Annotated in this window: 15 protein-coding genes and 3 tRNA genes; 14 read left to right on the top strand and 4 right to left on the bottom strand. The window is 64.7% G+C overall.

Annotated features, from left to right (window positions below; all coding sequences use genetic code 11):
- The first annotated feature begins 51 nt into the window (after window positions 1–51).
- From dnaG to IEX33_RS17310, 3 genes are all read left to right on the top strand, one after another.
- Complete coding sequence (dnaG, locus tag IEX33_RS17320; RefSeq protein WP_188732173.1) at window positions 52–1,980, top strand: DNA primase; 1,929 nt, start codon at window positions 52–54, stop codon at window positions 1,978–1,980.
- Between the two features lie 89 nt (window positions 1,981–2,069).
- Window positions 2,070–2,142 (top strand) — tRNA-Asn (locus IEX33_RS17315).
- A 124-nt stretch (window positions 2,143–2,266) separates the two neighbouring features.
- Window positions 2,267–2,339, top strand: a tRNA-Asn gene (locus IEX33_RS17310).
- A gap of 52 nt (window positions 2,340–2,391) precedes the next feature.
- Here IEX33_RS17310 and IEX33_RS17305 read toward each other — a convergent pair.
- From IEX33_RS17305 to IEX33_RS17295, 3 genes are all read right to left on the bottom strand, one after another.
- The gene (locus IEX33_RS17305) at window positions 2,392–2,799 is read right to left on the bottom strand and encodes a hypothetical protein (protein WP_104185519.1); all 408 of its coding nucleotides are present in this window, start codon (window positions 2,797–2,799) and stop codon (window positions 2,392–2,394) included.
- 85 nt (window positions 2,800–2,884) lie between these two features.
- Window positions 2,885–3,076 (bottom strand): hypothetical protein, encoded by a 192-nt coding sequence (locus IEX33_RS17300; RefSeq protein ID WP_104185248.1) that lies wholly within the window; start codon window positions 3,074–3,076, stop codon window positions 2,885–2,887.
- 4 nt (window positions 3,077–3,080) lie between these two features.
- Window positions 3,081–4,304 carry a multidrug effflux MFS transporter gene (locus tag IEX33_RS17295; RefSeq protein ID WP_188732172.1) on the bottom strand — a complete coding sequence of 408 codons (1,224 nt, stop codon included), beginning with the start codon at window positions 4,302–4,304 and terminating at the stop codon, window positions 3,081–3,083.
- Between the two features lie 176 nt (window positions 4,305–4,480).
- On the opposite strand from IEX33_RS17295, the gene IEX33_RS17290 reads away from it, so the two are divergent.
- The 6 genes from IEX33_RS17290 (at window position 4,481) to IEX33_RS17265 (ending at window position 9,768) form a co-directional block, all read left to right on the top strand.
- Window positions 4,481–5,332 (top strand): phage holin family protein, encoded by an 852-nt coding sequence (locus IEX33_RS17290; RefSeq protein ID WP_188732171.1) that lies wholly within the window; start codon window positions 4,481–4,483, stop codon window positions 5,330–5,332.
- A 92-nt stretch (window positions 5,333–5,424) separates the two neighbouring features.
- Window positions 5,425–6,048, top strand: a complete 624-nt coding sequence (locus IEX33_RS17285) for a CDP-alcohol phosphatidyltransferase family protein (protein ID WP_188732170.1) — start codon at window positions 5,425–5,427, stop codon at window positions 6,046–6,048.
- Complete coding sequence (locus IEX33_RS17280; RefSeq protein ID WP_188732169.1) at window positions 6,048–6,956, top strand: DMT family transporter; 909 nt, start codon at window positions 6,048–6,050, stop codon at window positions 6,954–6,956. Before IEX33_RS17285 ends, IEX33_RS17280 begins: the two co-directional genes overlap by 1 nt.
- A 131-nt stretch (window positions 6,957–7,087) precedes the next feature.
- Entirely contained in the window at window positions 7,088–8,284 is a 1,197-nt protein-coding gene (locus IEX33_RS17275) for a glycosyltransferase (RefSeq protein WP_188732168.1), read from the top strand.
- Window positions 8,285–8,357: 73 nt separating this feature from the next.
- Window positions 8,358–8,431, top strand: a tRNA-Ile gene (locus IEX33_RS17270).
- A 146-nt stretch (window positions 8,432–8,577) separates the two neighbouring features.
- A complete protein-coding gene (locus tag IEX33_RS17265) occupies window positions 8,578–9,768 on the top strand; it encodes an acyl-CoA dehydrogenase family protein (RefSeq protein WP_188732167.1) in 1,191 nt (396 codons plus the stop codon).
- Window positions 9,769–9,802: 34 nt separating this feature from the next.
- Here IEX33_RS17265 and IEX33_RS17260 read toward each other — a convergent pair whose 3' ends face one another.
- Window positions 9,803–10,363 (bottom strand): M23 family metallopeptidase, encoded by a 561-nt coding sequence (locus IEX33_RS17260; protein ID WP_188732165.1) that lies wholly within the window; start codon window positions 10,361–10,363, stop codon window positions 9,803–9,805.
- 467 nt (window positions 10,364–10,830) lie between these two features.
- Here IEX33_RS17260 and rpsB point away from each other — a divergent pair, with 467 nt between their 5' ends.
- From rpsB to IEX33_RS17235, 5 genes are all read left to right on the top strand, one after another.
- Window positions 10,831–11,697, top strand: coding sequence for a 30S ribosomal protein S2 (gene rpsB, locus IEX33_RS17255; RefSeq protein ID WP_188732164.1), 867 nt, complete (start codon window positions 10,831–10,833; stop codon window positions 11,695–11,697).
- Window positions 11,698–11,825: 128 nt separating this feature from the next.
- On the top strand, window positions 11,826–12,662 hold the full coding sequence (tsf, locus tag IEX33_RS17250; protein WP_066274704.1) for a translation elongation factor Ts: 837 nt from the start codon (window positions 11,826–11,828) through the stop codon (window positions 12,660–12,662).
- A gap of 141 nt (window positions 12,663–12,803) precedes the next feature.
- Entirely contained in the window at window positions 12,804–13,541 is a 738-nt protein-coding gene (gene pyrH / locus IEX33_RS17245; protein ID WP_066274706.1) for a UMP kinase, read from the top strand.
- A 127-nt stretch (window positions 13,542–13,668) separates the two neighbouring features.
- Window positions 13,669–14,226: a ribosome recycling factor gene (gene frr, locus IEX33_RS17240; RefSeq protein ID WP_066274709.1), complete on the top strand. Its 558-nt coding sequence runs from the start codon at window positions 13,669–13,671 to the stop codon at window positions 14,224–14,226.
- A complete protein-coding gene (locus tag IEX33_RS17235; protein WP_188732163.1) occupies window positions 14,226–15,149 on the top strand; it encodes a phosphatidate cytidylyltransferase in 924 nt (307 codons plus the stop codon). Before frr ends, IEX33_RS17235 begins: the two co-directional genes overlap by 1 nt.
- The last annotated feature ends 52 nt before the right edge of the window (window positions 15,150–15,201 follow it).

Below are 15,201 nucleotides of genomic sequence, written 5' to 3'. Positions count from 1 at the left end.
CCTGGTTACGCCGGCGCGTCCGAAGTCCGGCCCCGGCACTAGGATGGCTCTGTGCCAGGCCTGATCAAACGCGAAGATATAGACGAAGTACGCCAGCGCACGGACATCAAGGAAGTGGTTGACGGGTACGTCACGCTCAAGGGCGCCGGGCTGGGGACTTTCAAAGGCCTGTGCCCCTTCCACGACGAACGTTCCCCCTCCTTCACCGTCCGGCCGCAGGTGGGCCGCTACCACTGCTTTGGCTGCGGCGAGGACGGAGACGTCATCGCCTTCGTGCAGAAGCAGGACCACAGCTCCTTCCAGGAGGCCGTGGAGAAGCTGGCAGCCCGGATCGGCTACGAGCTGCGGTACGAGGACGGCGGAACCGGCCCCAACCGCGAGGAAGTGGGGCGCCGGCAGCGGCTGCTGGACGCCCACAAAATCGCCGACGAGTTTTTCCAGGCGCAGCTGCTGACGCCCGGCGCCGCGGAGGCCCGCACCTTCCTGCATGGCCGCGGGTTTGACCGGGCGGCCGCGGAGCAGTTCGGTGTGGGCTACGCCCCGCAGGGCTGGGACGCGCTGCTGAAGCACCTCCGAGGGCGCGGATTTACGGACGCCGAGCTCAAACTCACGGGGATGTTCTCCGAAGGCAACCGGGGGATCTACGACCGCTTCCGCGGGCGCCTGATCTGGCCCATTCGCGACATCGCCGGGGACACCATCGGTTTCGGCGCCCGCAAGCTCTATGAGGACGACCAGGGCCCCAAGTACCTCAACACCCCCGAGACCGCGCTCTACAAGAAGTCACAGGTGCTGTACGGCATCGACCTCGCCAAGCGCAGCATCGCCAAGGAGCGGCAGCTTGTGGTGGTGGAGGGCTATACGGACGTGATGGCCTGCCACCTTGCAGGAATCACGACGGCGGTTGCCACCTGCGGCACCGCGTTCGGCACCGACCACATCAAGATCGCCCGCCGCCTGCTGTCCGACGACGGCACTGGGGGAGAGGTCATCTTCACCTTCGACGGCGACGCCGCCGGGCAGAAGGCGGCGCTGCGCGCCTTCGAGGAGGACCAGCGCTTTACTGCCCAGACCTACGTCGCCGTGGAGCCCACCGGTGCGGATCCCTGCGACCTGCGGCAAAGCAGGGGAGACGAAGCCGTGCACGCGCTGGTGCAGTCCCGCCGGCCCCTGTTTGAGTTCGCCATCCGGACCACCCTGAAGCAGTTCAACCTGGACACCGTGGAGGGGCGCGTCCAGGGCCTGAAAGCCTCGGTGCCCGTGGTTGCCGCCATCCGCGACGCCTCCACCCGGACCGGTTACTGCCAGGCCCTCACGGGCTGGCTGGGCATGCCGGACCCGAACGAGGTGCTGCGGCTGGTCACCACGGAAGTCAAAAATGCCGGCAAGCGCGGTGACCAGGGAGGGGCTCCCGCCGCCGCTCCACGGGCCTCCGCCCCCGGAGCCCCACCCGGCGGACCCGGCGTAGCTGCAGGGCCGCCGTCGGGAGCTGTGCCGTCCTACCACCGGCCCGACCCCCGGGACCCCGTGGCCTCCATGGAGCGGCAGGCGCTCGAGGTTGCCCTGCAGGAGCCGTCGCTCCTGGCGGGTGGGGTCTGGGAACGCTTTTCCGCCGCCCGCTTCGCCACCCCTGCCTTCCAGGCCGTCCACGACGCCATGCGGGCCACGGATCCCGCCCTCACTGCCGACCCCGTCCGGTGGGTTGAGCATGTGATGCACGAGGTTCCGGAACCATTGCGGCCCCTGGTATCCGAGCTTGCTGTTGTTCCGTTGCCCGCCAGCACCGAAGAAGCAGTGCAGAAGTACTGCCGGGACATCCTCTCGCGGCTGTTCGAGCTTCAAATTACCCGGGTCAAGGCGGACAAGATGGGCCAGCTCCAGCGGCTGGACCCCGCGGCTGATCCGGAAACGTACCAGCGGCTCAACCGTGAACTGATGATGCTGGAGATGGAACGCCGGGCGCTCAGGTCTGACGCCTGAGCCGTTCCCGCGGCAGCGCCGGACCCTATGACGCCGTTTCCCGATTTCGCTTCCAGCCGGGGTCTTTGCTAGGCTAATACCCGCTTCATTCCTCCTTAGCTCAATTGGCAGAGCATTCGACTGTTAATCGAAGGGTTGCTGGTTCAAGTCCAGCAGGAGGAGCGCACAATCCCCGTTCCGGCCTCCGGAACGGGGATTTTTTATGCCCGCAACTGCCCGTTCCACCCCGGATTGGCGCCGATTTCACTTTGGCCGGAAACCTTTGCTAATGTCATACCTGCTTCATTCCTCCTTAGCTCAATTGGCAGAGCATTCGACTGTTAATCGAAGGGTTGCTGGTTCAAGTCCAGCAGGAGGAGCAACACGGAAAATCCCCGTTCCTCCTTTGTGAGGCACGGGGATTTTCGTTTGTTAGACGAAGTCCATCTCCACCTGCAGGAAGCGCTCCGCCTCCGCAATGGCGGCCAGGAACGCCTCTTTTTCGGTGGGCGACGTCCGGGGCTGGCGAGGGTTCCACTCGTGGGGAGCCGAATGGATTCGCACCACTCCGGTGTCCGGCGGCGCGTAGAAAATACCGAAGCGCTGCACAGGCCATTCGGGGGAGGCCTCAGGGGCTACCAGCAGCGCGGCATTGAAAGCGGGGTTGTACCACTGCGCGATGGGCCGCCGCCGGTCCTCAGTAAACAGTCCCGCCGCATACAGCGCTGCTGACTGTTCGCCCGCCTGGGCACACAGCCGTTCCCACCACAGTGGCAGTATCCGGTGATCGCACCGTTGCCATGTGGCCGGAAGCGGCGGTTGTTCCTGCCAGGTGGGCACAAGCACTATTTTATCGCGGGCGCCCTGCGGGTGGCAGGTACTCCACGCCCGCCACGCACTTTGCTTCCGCCCCTGCGGTACGGCTTCAGGGTCGGTTCCAGGGCCCCGGGTTGACGCGGTACAGCAGTGCCGACCCTGCAACCATGCCCAAAACAATGCCCATGGCAGGGTTGCCCAGGGCCCGGCCAGCGAAGTAGCCCGCGACGGCGCCAATCACCGCTCCGAGGAAAAGTCCCCGGCGGTTCCGGTGCGGCCTGCGCTTTGGTGTGTTCTGCACGGCGTCAGTGGATCGACGGAACGGTACGTGGCCGGACCACCAGCCACAGGGCTGCGATGGCCAGCAGGATGCATGCTCCCTGCACCGCGCCCATGGGGGCGGCGCTGGTGATTCCCAGCCAGCCAACCACCGGTGAGATGAGCCCCGCCATCATGAACGTCGAGAACCCGAGCAGGGAGGCTGCAGTACCGGCCTGTCCCGCGTGGCCGGCCAGGGCGAGCACCTGCACGCAGGGGAACATGAACCCCGTTCCCAGGATGTAGAACCACAGGGGAACCAGCACGCCCCACAAGCCGAAGCCCAGCTGGTCGAACACGACGATCAGCGTGGCCATCACGAACATCCAGGCAGTGGCGGCAGCGATGATCCACTGCGGCGGAACCCGGCGGATGAGGCGGGCGCTAGTTTGGATGCCGGCAACAATACCCAGGGAGTTGATGCCGAACAGCAGGCCGTACTCCTGCGGGGAGAAGCCGAAAACGTCCTGGAACAGGAAAGGGGAGGCCGACAGGTACGTGAAGAGCCCGCCAAAGTTCAGCCCGGCCACCAGCAGCAAACCGACAAACACCCTGTCGCTGAAAAGGACCCGGTAGCGCTGGCGGGCCGTCATGCCGCTCTGTCGGCGCTTTTCAGGCGGCAGGGTCTCGCGGACCAGGAACAGGGCGGAGATGATCACCAGCGTCCCGTAGGCGGCAAGGAACACGAAGATCCCGGGCCATTCCATCACCAGGAGCAGCTGTGAACCGATCACCGGCGCCAGGATGGGTGCCAGCCCGTTCACCAGCGCCATGCGGGAAAACATCTTCACCATGGCGTATCCGGAAAACAAGTCCCGGACCATGGCCATGGCCACAACGCCGCCGCCGGCAGCCCCCACGCCCATCAGCACGCGGAAAATGCCCAGGGTGGTGATGTCAGTGGACAGGGCGGCGCCCACGGAGGCTGCAATGTGGACCGCCGTCGCCAGGATAAGCGGGGTGCGGCGGCCGAACCTGTCGCTGAACGGGCCCACCACCAGCTGGCCAATGGCGAATCCAACGGTGGTGCCGGCGAGGGTCAGCTGGACCTGGGCCTCGGTCACGCCCAGGCTCGCCTCCAGGGCCGGGAACGCGGGAAGGTAAAGGTCGATCGTGAACGGACCCAACGCCGTCAGGGCGCCGAGCAGCAGGATGTACAAAAGTTTCCGGCGGCGGCTCAACAGGTCGCCCGGATTGCTGGGAGTGGTCACGGAGATCAATCCTAGGCCCGGCGCTGCCTATTTTGCAGCGTTGTAGTCCACGCCGCCCGGCAAGCCCCGAAGTTCGCCCTGAACCTGAATGATAGTTTTGGTGCGGGGACTGTGCAGCTGCACTTTCCTGCAGCACACGGAAGCCGATTCGACCCATAACCAGTAAGGCGGAACCGATGAGCGGACGTCACAGCGGGCGTACCAGCCAGGGATTGCGCATCACTGCGCTGCCCAGGACGCTTAAACTCCTTTTCCGGTTGGCGCCGCGCCAGCTCAATGACGAAATCGCCTTCGCGAAGATTGAGCTGAAGCGCAAGGGAATCCAGGTCGGAGTCGCCGCTGCCTTTTTCGCCGTCGCCCTCGTTTTCCTCCTCTTCCTGGTGGTGGGCCTCATCGTGGCGGCCATCATGGGACTGGCAACCATCATGCCCGCCTGGCTGGCCGCCCTCCTGGTGTCCGCGGCCTTCCTGCTGATAGCGCTGATCGGCGGCCTGATCGGGGCACGGAAGATTAAGAAGGCCATGCCGCTCATGCCGGAAGAGACCATCCGCGGCATCAAGCACGATATCGGCGTGGTCAAAGAAGGCTCCGCGTTCAACCCGGCTGTCCTTGACCCGCAGAGTCCCGAAGCCAAGGCGGCGAAGGCCGCAAAGGATGAAGCGGCTGCCAAGGCCAAGGCCGAGAAGGCAGCCAAGGCCGCTGAACACGAGAAGGAATTCCCGCACGCCTCCGAACCGGAGCTGGTGCGCAGGCTCAGCCAGCGCCGCCACCACCTCACCGAAGTGCGCGACGAACTCGGCACCGAACTGGATGTCAAGCCCCAGGGCAGGTACCTGCTGGCAACCGCCCAGGACAAACTGCGCGAAGGCCAGGCCCTGGCCGGCCACGGCAGGGATATTGCCGGCCGGAAATTCGCAGCGTTGTCCGGATCCGCGGACCTGGAGCAACGCTGGAAGCCGCTGGCAGCGTTTATCGCCGCGGGAACCGTCTTCCTGGTCCTGGTGCGCAAGCTCCTCCGGACGTACTAGCACAGGGATAGGGCAGGCTCTTCGGCAGCCGCGGAAGTTCAGGGAACGGCAATAGCGCTCGCAGGGGGCAGCAGGAAGGAAGGGGGGACGGGGTGAAGTTCATTGGTGCCGGCTCCCGTCCCGGACGCCCCCAGGTGGACCACGACCTCGTGTTCACCATTCCCAACCTGCTGACCGTGGTGCGCTTCATGGGGGTGCCGCTCTTCATCTGGCTTGTCCTGGCCCAGAAGGAATACGGTGCAGCCGTTGTGGTCCTGGCCGTTATGGCCAGCACCGACTGGGTTGACGGGTACATCGCCCGCCGGTTTGACCAAGCCTCGAAACTTGGCAGGGTCCTGGACCCGATCGCCGACCGGCTGGCGCTGATCGCGGTCGCTGTCACGCTGGTGATTGCCGGCGTCGTCCATTGGCTCTACCTGGCCGCCTTGGTGGTTCCGGACGCTGTCCTGCTGACCATGACGCTGTTTTTCTTCCGTGGACACCCTGACCTTCCCGTGAGCGTGGTTGGCAAGGTGCGCACAGGCCTGCTGCTGCTGGGGACCCCCATGCTGGTCCTCTCACGCCTGGACACCGGGTTCTCCACCGAATTGTTCGTCACCGCGTGGATAGTCCTGGGCCTGGGGTTGATCGGCCACTGGATCGCCGCCTACAACTACTTCTGGGCCATCCTGCGAAAGGGCAGAATGCAGGCACAGCACGGCGACGGGACCGCCTGATGGTATGGCTGGCAGTCGGGCTTGCGCTGGTTGGCGCGTTCTGCCTGGCCCTTGGTGCGCAGCGCCAGGGGAGCGCCGTCAAAGCCGACACTGGCGGCCTGGCCCTGAGCTCGAACGGCTTCCTGCGCCTGCTGCGAAATCCCCGCTGGGTGTTTGGCCTCCTACTCCTGTGTGCCGGCATGGCCATGAACGCCGTGGCACTCGTGTCCGCACCGCTCACTGTGGTGCAGCCCATTGGCGCGATCGCCCTGGTGATCACCACCGTCATCAATGCCAAGGACCAGAACCTCACCATCAACCGGGCAACGGTGGTGGCCATCGCGGCCTGCGTGACGGGCTCTGCGCTCTTCGTCCTCCTGGCGGTCAACGTCACGCAGGAAAACCACGACGTAAACGTCGCTGACGAGATCACCATCGTGCTGCTGCTGGCCCTCGCCGTCGGTCTCTTCGGCACCCTGGCCGTGATGTTCAGGCACCGGATCAACGCCTTCGTCTATATCCTCGGCGCCGGGGTCCTCTTCGGGTTCGTGGCCGTCCTGACCCGGATCATCGGCAAGCACCTGCTCGATCCGAACGGGCTGTTCCTGCTGAACGTGCAGTGGTACTCCGTGGTGGCCCTCATCGCCGCGGGCGGGCTGGGGTCCTGGTTTGTCCAGAGCGCCTACTCGTCGGGTCCGCCGGACCTGGTGATCGCAGGACTGACCGTCATTGATCCCCTGGTGGGAATAGCCATCGGCATTGTGATCCTCGGCGAACTGCGGCCGGATGTCCACGCCGTGATGGCCATTGCCATGGGAACCGCTGCCTCCCTTGCTATCGTTGGGGTGATCGCCCTTTCCAGGCACCATCCTGAGGTCACGAAGCGCAAAAAGGACGCGCGGAAGGCCGTGGGCCGGGCGAGCCGCTAGCCACTGACCACCAGATCCCGCCCGTTATCTACGCAAGCAAGTTTCACCACGAGGCCAGGCGCCACCGCGCCAGCGGCCAACTGTGCTGCCAGTACATGCTGTGCGCACCGTGACCATCAGGAGCTCTCCACGTGACCACGCCCGCAGACCAGCGTCCCTTGACCATCCTGATCGCTGCAGACACATACCCGCCCCACATCAACGGAGCAGCACAGTTCGGCTACCGCCTGGCCAAGGGAATGACCGGCCGCGGGCACAACGTCCATGTGCTGGCCTGCCGCGCGGACAACGGAAAGAGCTTCACGGAGTTTCGGCCCGAAGGGACAGTCCACAGGCTCCGCTCCCACGGCGTCCCCACGCACGAGTACTTCCGGATTTGCCTTCCCTGGGAAATCAAGAAGGAGATCAGCCTCCTCTTCGACCGGGTGAAACCAGACGTGGTGCACATCCAGAGCCACTACATGATCGGCGAGCACGTCCTATACGAGGCCGTGAAACGCGGCGTCCGGATCGTGGCCACCAACCACTTCATGCCGGAGAACCTCAACCCGTTCCTGCCGTTTCCCCAGTGGTTCAAGGACATCATCGGCCGGATCTCCTGGAAGGACATGGGCAAGGTCATGGGCAAGGCGGACGTGGTCACTACGCCCACCCCGCTTGCCGCCAAGGCCATGCACCAGCACGCCTTCCTGCGCAAAGTGCTGCCGCTGTCCAACGGCATTGACTCTGCCGCCTACGAGCTCCAGCCCGGCGAGCAGATCGAACCCCACCCGCACCCAACCGTGATGTTTGCCGGGCGGCTGGCCGAGGAGAAGCACGTGGATGTGCTCATCGAAGCAGTCAGCAAGACTCCGCCGGAACTCAACGTCCACCTTGAAATTGTTGGCGGCGGCGAGGTGAGCTCCTCCCTGGAGGAGCTGGTCCGCCGGCTGCGCATGACGGACCGGGTAAAGTTCCTGGGCCTCGCCAGTGACGAGGAACTGCGCCGGGCCTACATCCAGGCCGACCTGTTCTGCATGCCGGGAACGGCGGAGCTGCAGTCCCTGGTCACGCTCGAGGCGATGTCTGCCTCCACTCCTGTTGTGCTGGCGGACGCCATGGCCCTGCCGCACCTGGTGCGCGACGGCGAAAACGGCTACCTGTTCACGCCGAACGACAGCGACGACCTCGCCAAGAAGATCACCATGGTCCTGGAACTCCCTGCCGATCAGCGTGCCGTCATGGGACAGGCCAGCCGGCAGATGGTGGAACCCCACAGCATCGATGGCACGCTGCAGACCTTCGAGGACCTGTACCGCGGAGCGCGCTTCGAGGACAAGGTGGTCTGAACGCTTTCCCGGGTTTGCTAGAGTAATTTTGCCCTGCCACCGCGTACCGATCGCGGGAGGTTCGGGACATCTAGGGGCTATAGCTCAGCTGGTTAGAGCGCGGGACTCATAATCCTAAGGTCCTCGGTTCAAGTCCGAGTAGCCCTACCCCCCAACGCGGAATCCGCGGCCGGCATGCATGCCAGCCGCGGTTTTCTTTCTTAAGCCTTAGATCTGCGGTATGTTACTGAGCAGTAACTTACCGTGCTCCTTCCTGGAGAGCTCCGGTCACCGCTGATCATTGTGAGGTAACCATGTCCACCACCGCTGCCGACCTCAACGAACTTCCCTATGCGGATGGCGACTTTTTCGCCTTCGAGCAACTGCTGAGCGACAAGGAACGGGACCGGCTGGCGGAGATCAGGGAGTTCCTGGCCCGCGAAGTGCGGCCTATCGCAGTGGACTGCTGGAACCGGGGCGAGTTCCCGATGGACCTCATCCCGAAGCTTGCCGGCATCGACCTGGTCAGCCCCGTCCACCGGCAGGGCCACTCCAACCTGTTCGCCGGTCTGGTCCACGCCGAAGTGACACGCGCCGACACCTCCATTTCCACCTTCATGGGAGTCCATGACGGGCTGTTCACGGGTTCCATCGAAGCGCTGGCTTCGCAGGAGCAGAAGGATGCGTGGCTCCCGGACATCTACAGCATGAAGAAGATCGGGGCTTTTGGCCTCACTGAGCCGCTTGGCGGATCGGACGTGGCGGGCGGAACCCGCACCGCGGCGCGCAGGGAAGGGGACTCCTGGATCCTCAATGGAGAAAAGCGCTGGATTGGAAATGCAACCTTCTCCGACTGGGTGGTGGTCTACGCCCGCGACCTCGCCGATGACAAGGTCAAGGGGTTCCTGGTGGACACGTCACTCGATGGCTTCAGCGCCAGCAAAATCGAGAACAAGATTGCGCTCCGCACCGTCCAGAACGCCGACATCAAGCTGGACAATGTGGTGGTGCCCGACTTCTTCAAGCTCGCCAACGCCAACAGCTTCCGCGACGTCAACAAGGTCCTGAAGGTCACCCGGCTCGGTGTGGCCTGGCAGGCCGTCGGCCAGCAGCTGGCTGCCTTCGACGTGGCCCGGCGCTATGCGGTGGAGCGCCACCAGTTCGGCCGGCCGCTGGCATCATTCCAGCTGGTGCAAAGCCAGCTGGTCCAGATCCTGGGCAACGCCGTCAGCTCCATGGGCATGATGGTCCGGCTCTCCCAGCTGGAGGACGCCGGCGAGGCCAAGGATGAGCAGTCCGCCCTGGCTAAGGCTTTCACCACTGCGCGGATGCGTGAGAGCGTGGCGATCGGCAGGAGCCTGCTGGGCGGCAACGGCATTGTGACGGACTTTGAGATGGCCAAAATCTTTGCGGATGCAGAAGCTATCTATTCCTACGAAGGAACGCACGAGATCAACACGCTGGTGACCGGCAGGGCCATCACCGGGATCTCCGCTATCGTCTAGGGTCCATGGCAGGCCTCGTCCGGCCTGCTGCTCCCTAGGAGTCCAGGGGCAGCAGGACCGATGGCCTCAGGTCCATCACGAACTGCAGCGGATCCACGTAATCTTCCCCGCGCCGGACGCCCCAGTGGACACAGGGCACGGTAAAGCAGTGCCCGGGAAGCGCAGTGCCGATAACCTGGCCCTCCGCCACTGGGGTTCCGGCGGCCAGGGTGCTGTCCACCGGCTCGAAGCTGCTCCGCAGCCCATCCCCGTGGTCGATGGTGATCACCGGCCGGTCCACCACCATGCCCACGAAGCTGACGGTACCCGCCGCCGGGGAAGTGACCGGTGCGCCGTCGGCCGTTGCTCCCAAATCAACGCCGCGGTGGCCGCTGAGCCAGGGCTTGGGCGGGGGATCGAAATGCCGCAGCACCTGCGGGCGCGGGGCGAGCGGCCATTGCCACGAAGGCACGGCCACCGCCGGGGAGCTGGCGCCCGCAGGGGAATGCCCCGCCTGCTGCACGGAATAGGCCGGCCCGAACGCCAGGGGCGCGCCGGCCGGGGTCAGCAAGGCCGGCAGCAGGAGAAGGGCCGCGAGCTGCCGTGATGGTTTCATGCCACCAGATTGCTCCCGTTTCAAAGGCGCCGGGAGTGCCCACGCCGGCTATGTGGACAAGCCCCGTGCCGGCGTCGTCACTGTCCTCGTCAGTGTCCTCCTGCTGAGGGTGCCTGTAGTACACTTGGTGGAGCAGTTTGCTGCGCCCTCAATGCTTTCGGTCCGGCGGATATCCCAGTGGTCTTTCCAACGGTATATGCCCGTGTCCGGAATGCGTCGGCACATCTCATTCAGGAGTGTGGGGGAGCAGCAGCTGACTACGCGCATCCAGCCCTCCTGCAAGCGACGCTCCGGCCTCGCTGACGGGGGATCAGGCCTCCTGCGGTCAGGACCATCGTCCTGATGGGAAGCATGGTGGATGCCAGGAGCACGGCCCGGCCTGGGCCACGCTAATCAACCGTCAACTATTGGCAGGGTAAGAGAGCCATGGGCTCTCTCATGAATGACCTGCCGGAAGGAGCGCCGGCATGCCCGTCGTAACCATGCGCCAGCTGCTTGACAGCGGCGTCCACTTTGGACACCAGACCCGCCGTTGGAACCCGAAGATGAAGCGCTTCATCTTCACCGAGCGCAACGGCATCTACATCATTGACCTGCAGCAGTCGCTGTCCTACATCGACCGTGCCTACGAGTTCGTGAAGGCCACCGTTGCACACGGCGGCACCGTTCTCTTCGTCGGCACCAAGAAGCAGGCCCAGGAAGCGATCGCCGAGCAGGCCACCCGCGTCGGCCAGCCGTACGTTAACCAGCGTTGGCTTGGCGGTATGCTGACCAACTTCCAGACCGTCTCCAAGCGCATCCAGCGCATGAAGGAACTCGAAGAGATCGACTTCGACGACGTCGCCGGTTCCGCGTACACCAAGAAGGAACTGCTGCTCCTTCGCCGTGAACTCACCAAGCTGGAAACCAACCTTGGCGGTATCCGCAACCTGACCAAGGCACCGTCCGTGCTCTGGATCGTGGACACCAAGAAGGAACACCTCGCCGTTGACGAGGCCAAGAAGCTGAACATCCCCGTTGTGGCCATCCTGGACACCAACTGCGATCCTGACGAAGTCGACTTCCCGATCCCGGGCAACGACGACGCCATCCGCTCCGTGAACCTCCTCACCCGCGTTGTTGCCGACGCCGTTGCCGAGGGCCTCATCGCCCGCAACAACCGCGGCACCGGTGCTGCCGAAGCTCCGGAAGAGCCCCTGGCTGAATGGGAGCGCGAGCTCCTCGAAGGCAGCAAGGCTGAAGAGGCTGCCGCTCCGGCCGCTGAAGAGGCTGCTGCTCCGGCTGCCGAGGAAGCTCCGGCCGCTGCCGAGGCTCCCGCCGAAGACGCCAAGTAACACAAGTACATCCGGATTTTCCGGCGCTGCCTGCAGCGCCGGAGCTGCTGACAGGATGGCGGCCCACCCGTGGGCTGCCGTCCTGTCAGTCCGTACACCACCACACATTTCTAGACAGAGGGGTTCACATGGCGAACTACACTGCCGCGGACATCAAGGCCCTGCGCGAGCGCACCGGCGCCGGCATGATGGACGTCAAGAAGGCTCTTGACGAGGCCAACGGTGACGCCGAGAAGGCCATCGAAATCATCCGTATCAAGGGCCTCAAGGGCGCTACCAAGCGTGAAGGCCGCTCCACCGCTGAAGGCCTGGTGGCCGCCAAGGTCAGCAACGGCGTCGGCGTCATGATCGAGGTCAACTGCGAGACCGACTTCGTGGCCAAGGCCGACAAGTTCATCCAGCTGGCCGACAAGGTCCTGGCCGTGGCCGTCGAGTCCGGCGCTGCCGACCTCGAGACCCTGCTCGCCACCGATGTTGACGGCAAGCCCCTCTCCGAGGTCGTCGTCGAAGAAGGCGCTGTCCTGGGCGAAAAGGTTGTTGTCCGCCGCATCTCCCGCATTGAGGGCGCAACGGTTGACGCTTACCTGCACAAGACCTCCAAGGACCTTCCGGCCCAGGTTGGCGTGTTGTTCGCCGTTGACGGTGAAGGCGAAGCCGCTGCCACCGCAGCTCACGACGTCGCAGTCCACATCGCTGCCATGGCTCCGAACTACCTGACCCGCGAGGACGTCCCGTCCGACCTGGTCGAGTCCGAGCGCCGCATCGCCGAAGAGACCGCCAAGGCTGAGGGCAAGCCCGAGGCCGCGCTCACCAAGATCGTGGAAGGCCGCGTTACCGGCTTCTACAAGGGTGAGGTCCTGGTTGACCAGGCATTCGCGAAGGACGCCAAGAAGTCCGTGGCGCAGGTCCTCACAGAGGCCGGTGTCAAGGGAACCGCGTTCACGCGTTTCCGCGTCGGCTCCTAGCCGAAACTGCAAGGGGGTGGCCACTTCGGTGGCCGCCCCTTTTGCATGCGCGGAGGAGGCCCCCGTATGGGACAGGCCGGAATAAGACCTTTGGCCGCGCAGCAGGATAACCTTTTTAGAGTCCACCAACGGGAAGGCATCATGGAAGCCGTCAACACTGTAATCCAGCCAGAGAAAAGCCGACGCCGGGTCCTCTTGAAGCTTTCAGGTGAAGTCTTCGGCGGCGGAAAGCTGGGCGTTGACCCCGAGACCGTCCGCGACGTCGCCAAGCAGATCGCTGCAGCCGTTCCCCAGGTGGAGGTGGCCATCGTCGTCGGCGGCGGCAACTTCTTCCGCGGTGCGGAGCTCTCCCAGAGCGGCATGGACCGTTCCCGCGCGGACTACATGGGCATGCTCGGCACCGTGATGAACTGCCTTGCCCTCCAGGACTTCCTGGAACAGGCCGGCGTCGAAACCCGGGTCCAGAGCGCCATCACCATGGGCCAGGTCGCCGAGGCCTACATTCCCCGCCGTGCCATCCGCCACATGGAAAAGGGCCGCGTGGTCATCTTCGGTGCCGGCGCGGGCCTGCCGTACTTCTCCACCGACACCGTCGCCGCCCAGCGGGCCCTCGAGGTCCACGCCGACGTTGTCCTGATGGCCAAGAGCGGCGTGGACGCCGTCTACACCGCCGACCCCAAGAAGGACCCCACCGCCGAGCGGCTGGAAACCCTTAGCTACGACGACGCCCTCCGCCGCGACATCCGGGTCATGGACCAGACCGCCATGACCATGTGCAAGGACAACGACCTTTCCATGGTGGTCTTCGGCATGGAAGGCGAAGGCAACGTCACCAGGGCCATCCTCGGCGAAAAGCTGGGCACGCTGGTCACCACCTAGCTACAGCTAGGATGATTTCAGGACTGTTCCGTTCCTGCCCCTGCGGGCGGGGGCGGGCCGGCATCAAAGAACCACGTTTGTGCATGGACCCGGCGCCCCGGACTGCACCAGAATCTGAGGAGAGACCGTGATCGAAGAAACCTTGCTCGAAGCCGAAGAAAAGATGGACAAGGCCGTAGAGGTAGCCAAGGAAGACTTCGCTTCCGTCCGCACCGGGCGTGCCAACCCGGGCCTGTACAACAAGGTCCTGGTGGAGTACTACGGGTCACCCACCCCGCTGCAGCAGCTCGCCTCGTTCGCCATCCCGGACGCCCGCACGATCCTCATCACACCCTTCGACAAGACGGCGCTGCGGGATATCGAACGTGCGCTCAGTGATTCCGAGGTCGGCGCCAACCCGTCCAACGACGGCAACGTCATCCGGATCACCATCCCGGAACTGACGAAGGAACGCCGCAAGGAATACGTCAAGATCGTCAAGACCAAGGGCGAGGACGCCAAGGTCTCCATCCGCAACATCCGCCGCAAGGCCAAGGAAACCCTGGACCGCCTGGTCAAGGACGGCGAAGCCGGCGAAGACGAAGGCACCCGGGCCGAGAAGGAACTGGACAGCCTCACCAAGGCGCATGTTGACGGCATCGATGAGCTGCTCAAGCGCAAGGAAGCAGAGCTGCTCGAAGTTTGATGGGCCAGGCAGATCAGGCCCCGGCATCCAGGGCGCGCATACGGGGGAAGCAGCCCAGGAGCAACCCGACGCCGAAGGCAGGGAGGAACCTCCCTGCCGCCGTCGTGGTGGGCCTGGCCATGCTCTTCGCCGTACTGGGCGGACTGCTGCTCCTCCCGCTTGCCTTCGTAGCGGTCACCACCACCTTCGCCATTTTCGGCGTGTGGGAAATCTACCGCGCCCTGGAGGCCAACGGCACCAGGATGCCCATCATCCCGGTCATGACGGGTACTGTCGCCATGCCGTTTGCCGCCTACCTCGGAGGCATCGAGAGCCTCCTGTTCGCGATGCTGCTGAGCTCAGTGGCCGTGCTCCTGTGGCGGTCCATCGAAAGCGCGGCAGGTTCCGCCAACAGCATCTTCGCCGGCGTCTTCACGCTCGGCTGGGTGCCGTTCTTCATCAGCTTCGCCATCCTGCCGCTGCACGCGGCCGGCGGTGCAACGCCCCTGGGCCTCTGGCCGGGCGGAACGGTTCCCCACGGCGCGTGGCAGGTGGCCGTGATGCTCCTGCTGGTGGTCTCCAACGACACCTTCGGATACCTGGTGGGTGCGTCCCTGGGCAAGCACCCCATGGCGCCCAAGATCAGTCCCAAGAAGTCCTGGGAAGGATTCGCCGGCTCCATCGGCGGGGCCATTCTCATTGGAATCCTGGCCTGCCTGTATGTGCTGGACCAGCCCTGGTGGGTGGGTGTCGTCCTGGCGGTCGGCCTGGTGGCGGCTTCCACGGCGGGCGACCTCGCGGAATCGATGGTCAAGCGCGAACTGGGCATCAAGGACATGAGCAGCATCCTGCCCGGGCACGGGGGAGTCATGGACAGGCTCGACTCAATCGTGTTCGCGTCCCCGGCCGCGTTCATCCTGTACGGACTGGTGTCCGTCGCCTGACACAAACCCTGCCGGACCTGCAGAGAACCCCCGGCACAAATAAGCTGGTGCA

The sequence above is a fragment of the Pseudarthrobacter scleromae genome (genome assembly GCF_014644515.1).
Classification (GTDB): Bacteria; Actinomycetota; Actinomycetes; order Actinomycetales; family Micrococcaceae; genus Arthrobacter; species Arthrobacter scleromae.
Note: the sequence above shows the minus strand (reverse complement) of the source record. Positions and strands in the feature narration are given on the sequence as shown.

What these genes read in the sequence shown, in the direction of transcription:
- IEX33_RS17235 (WP_188732163.1), top strand. Translation starts at nt 14,226, where the DNA reads ATGGGCCAGGCAGATCAGGCCCCGGCATCCAGGGCGCGCATACGGGGG.
- rpsB (WP_188732164.1), top strand. Translation starts at nt 10,831, where the DNA reads ATGCCCGTCGTAACCATGCGCCAGCTGCTTGACAGCGGCGTCCACTTT.
- pyrH (WP_066274706.1), top strand. Translation starts at nt 12,804, where the DNA reads ATGGAAGCCGTCAACACTGTAATCCAGCCAGAGAAAAGCCGACGCCGG.
- IEX33_RS17280 (WP_188732169.1), top strand. Translation starts at nt 6,048, where the DNA reads ATGGTATGGCTGGCAGTCGGGCTTGCGCTGGTTGGCGCGTTCTGCCTG.
- IEX33_RS17260 (WP_188732165.1), bottom strand. Translation starts at nt 10,363, where the DNA reads ATGAAACCATCACGGCAGCTCGCGGCCCTTCTCCTGCTGCCGGCCTTG.
- IEX33_RS17265 (WP_188732167.1), top strand. Translation starts at nt 8,578, where the DNA reads ATGTCCACCACCGCTGCCGACCTCAACGAACTTCCCTATGCGGATGGC.
- tsf (WP_066274704.1), top strand. Translation starts at nt 11,826, where the DNA reads ATGGCGAACTACACTGCCGCGGACATCAAGGCCCTGCGCGAGCGCACC.
- IEX33_RS17290 (WP_188732171.1), top strand. Translation starts at nt 4,481, where the DNA reads ATGAGCGGACGTCACAGCGGGCGTACCAGCCAGGGATTGCGCATCACT.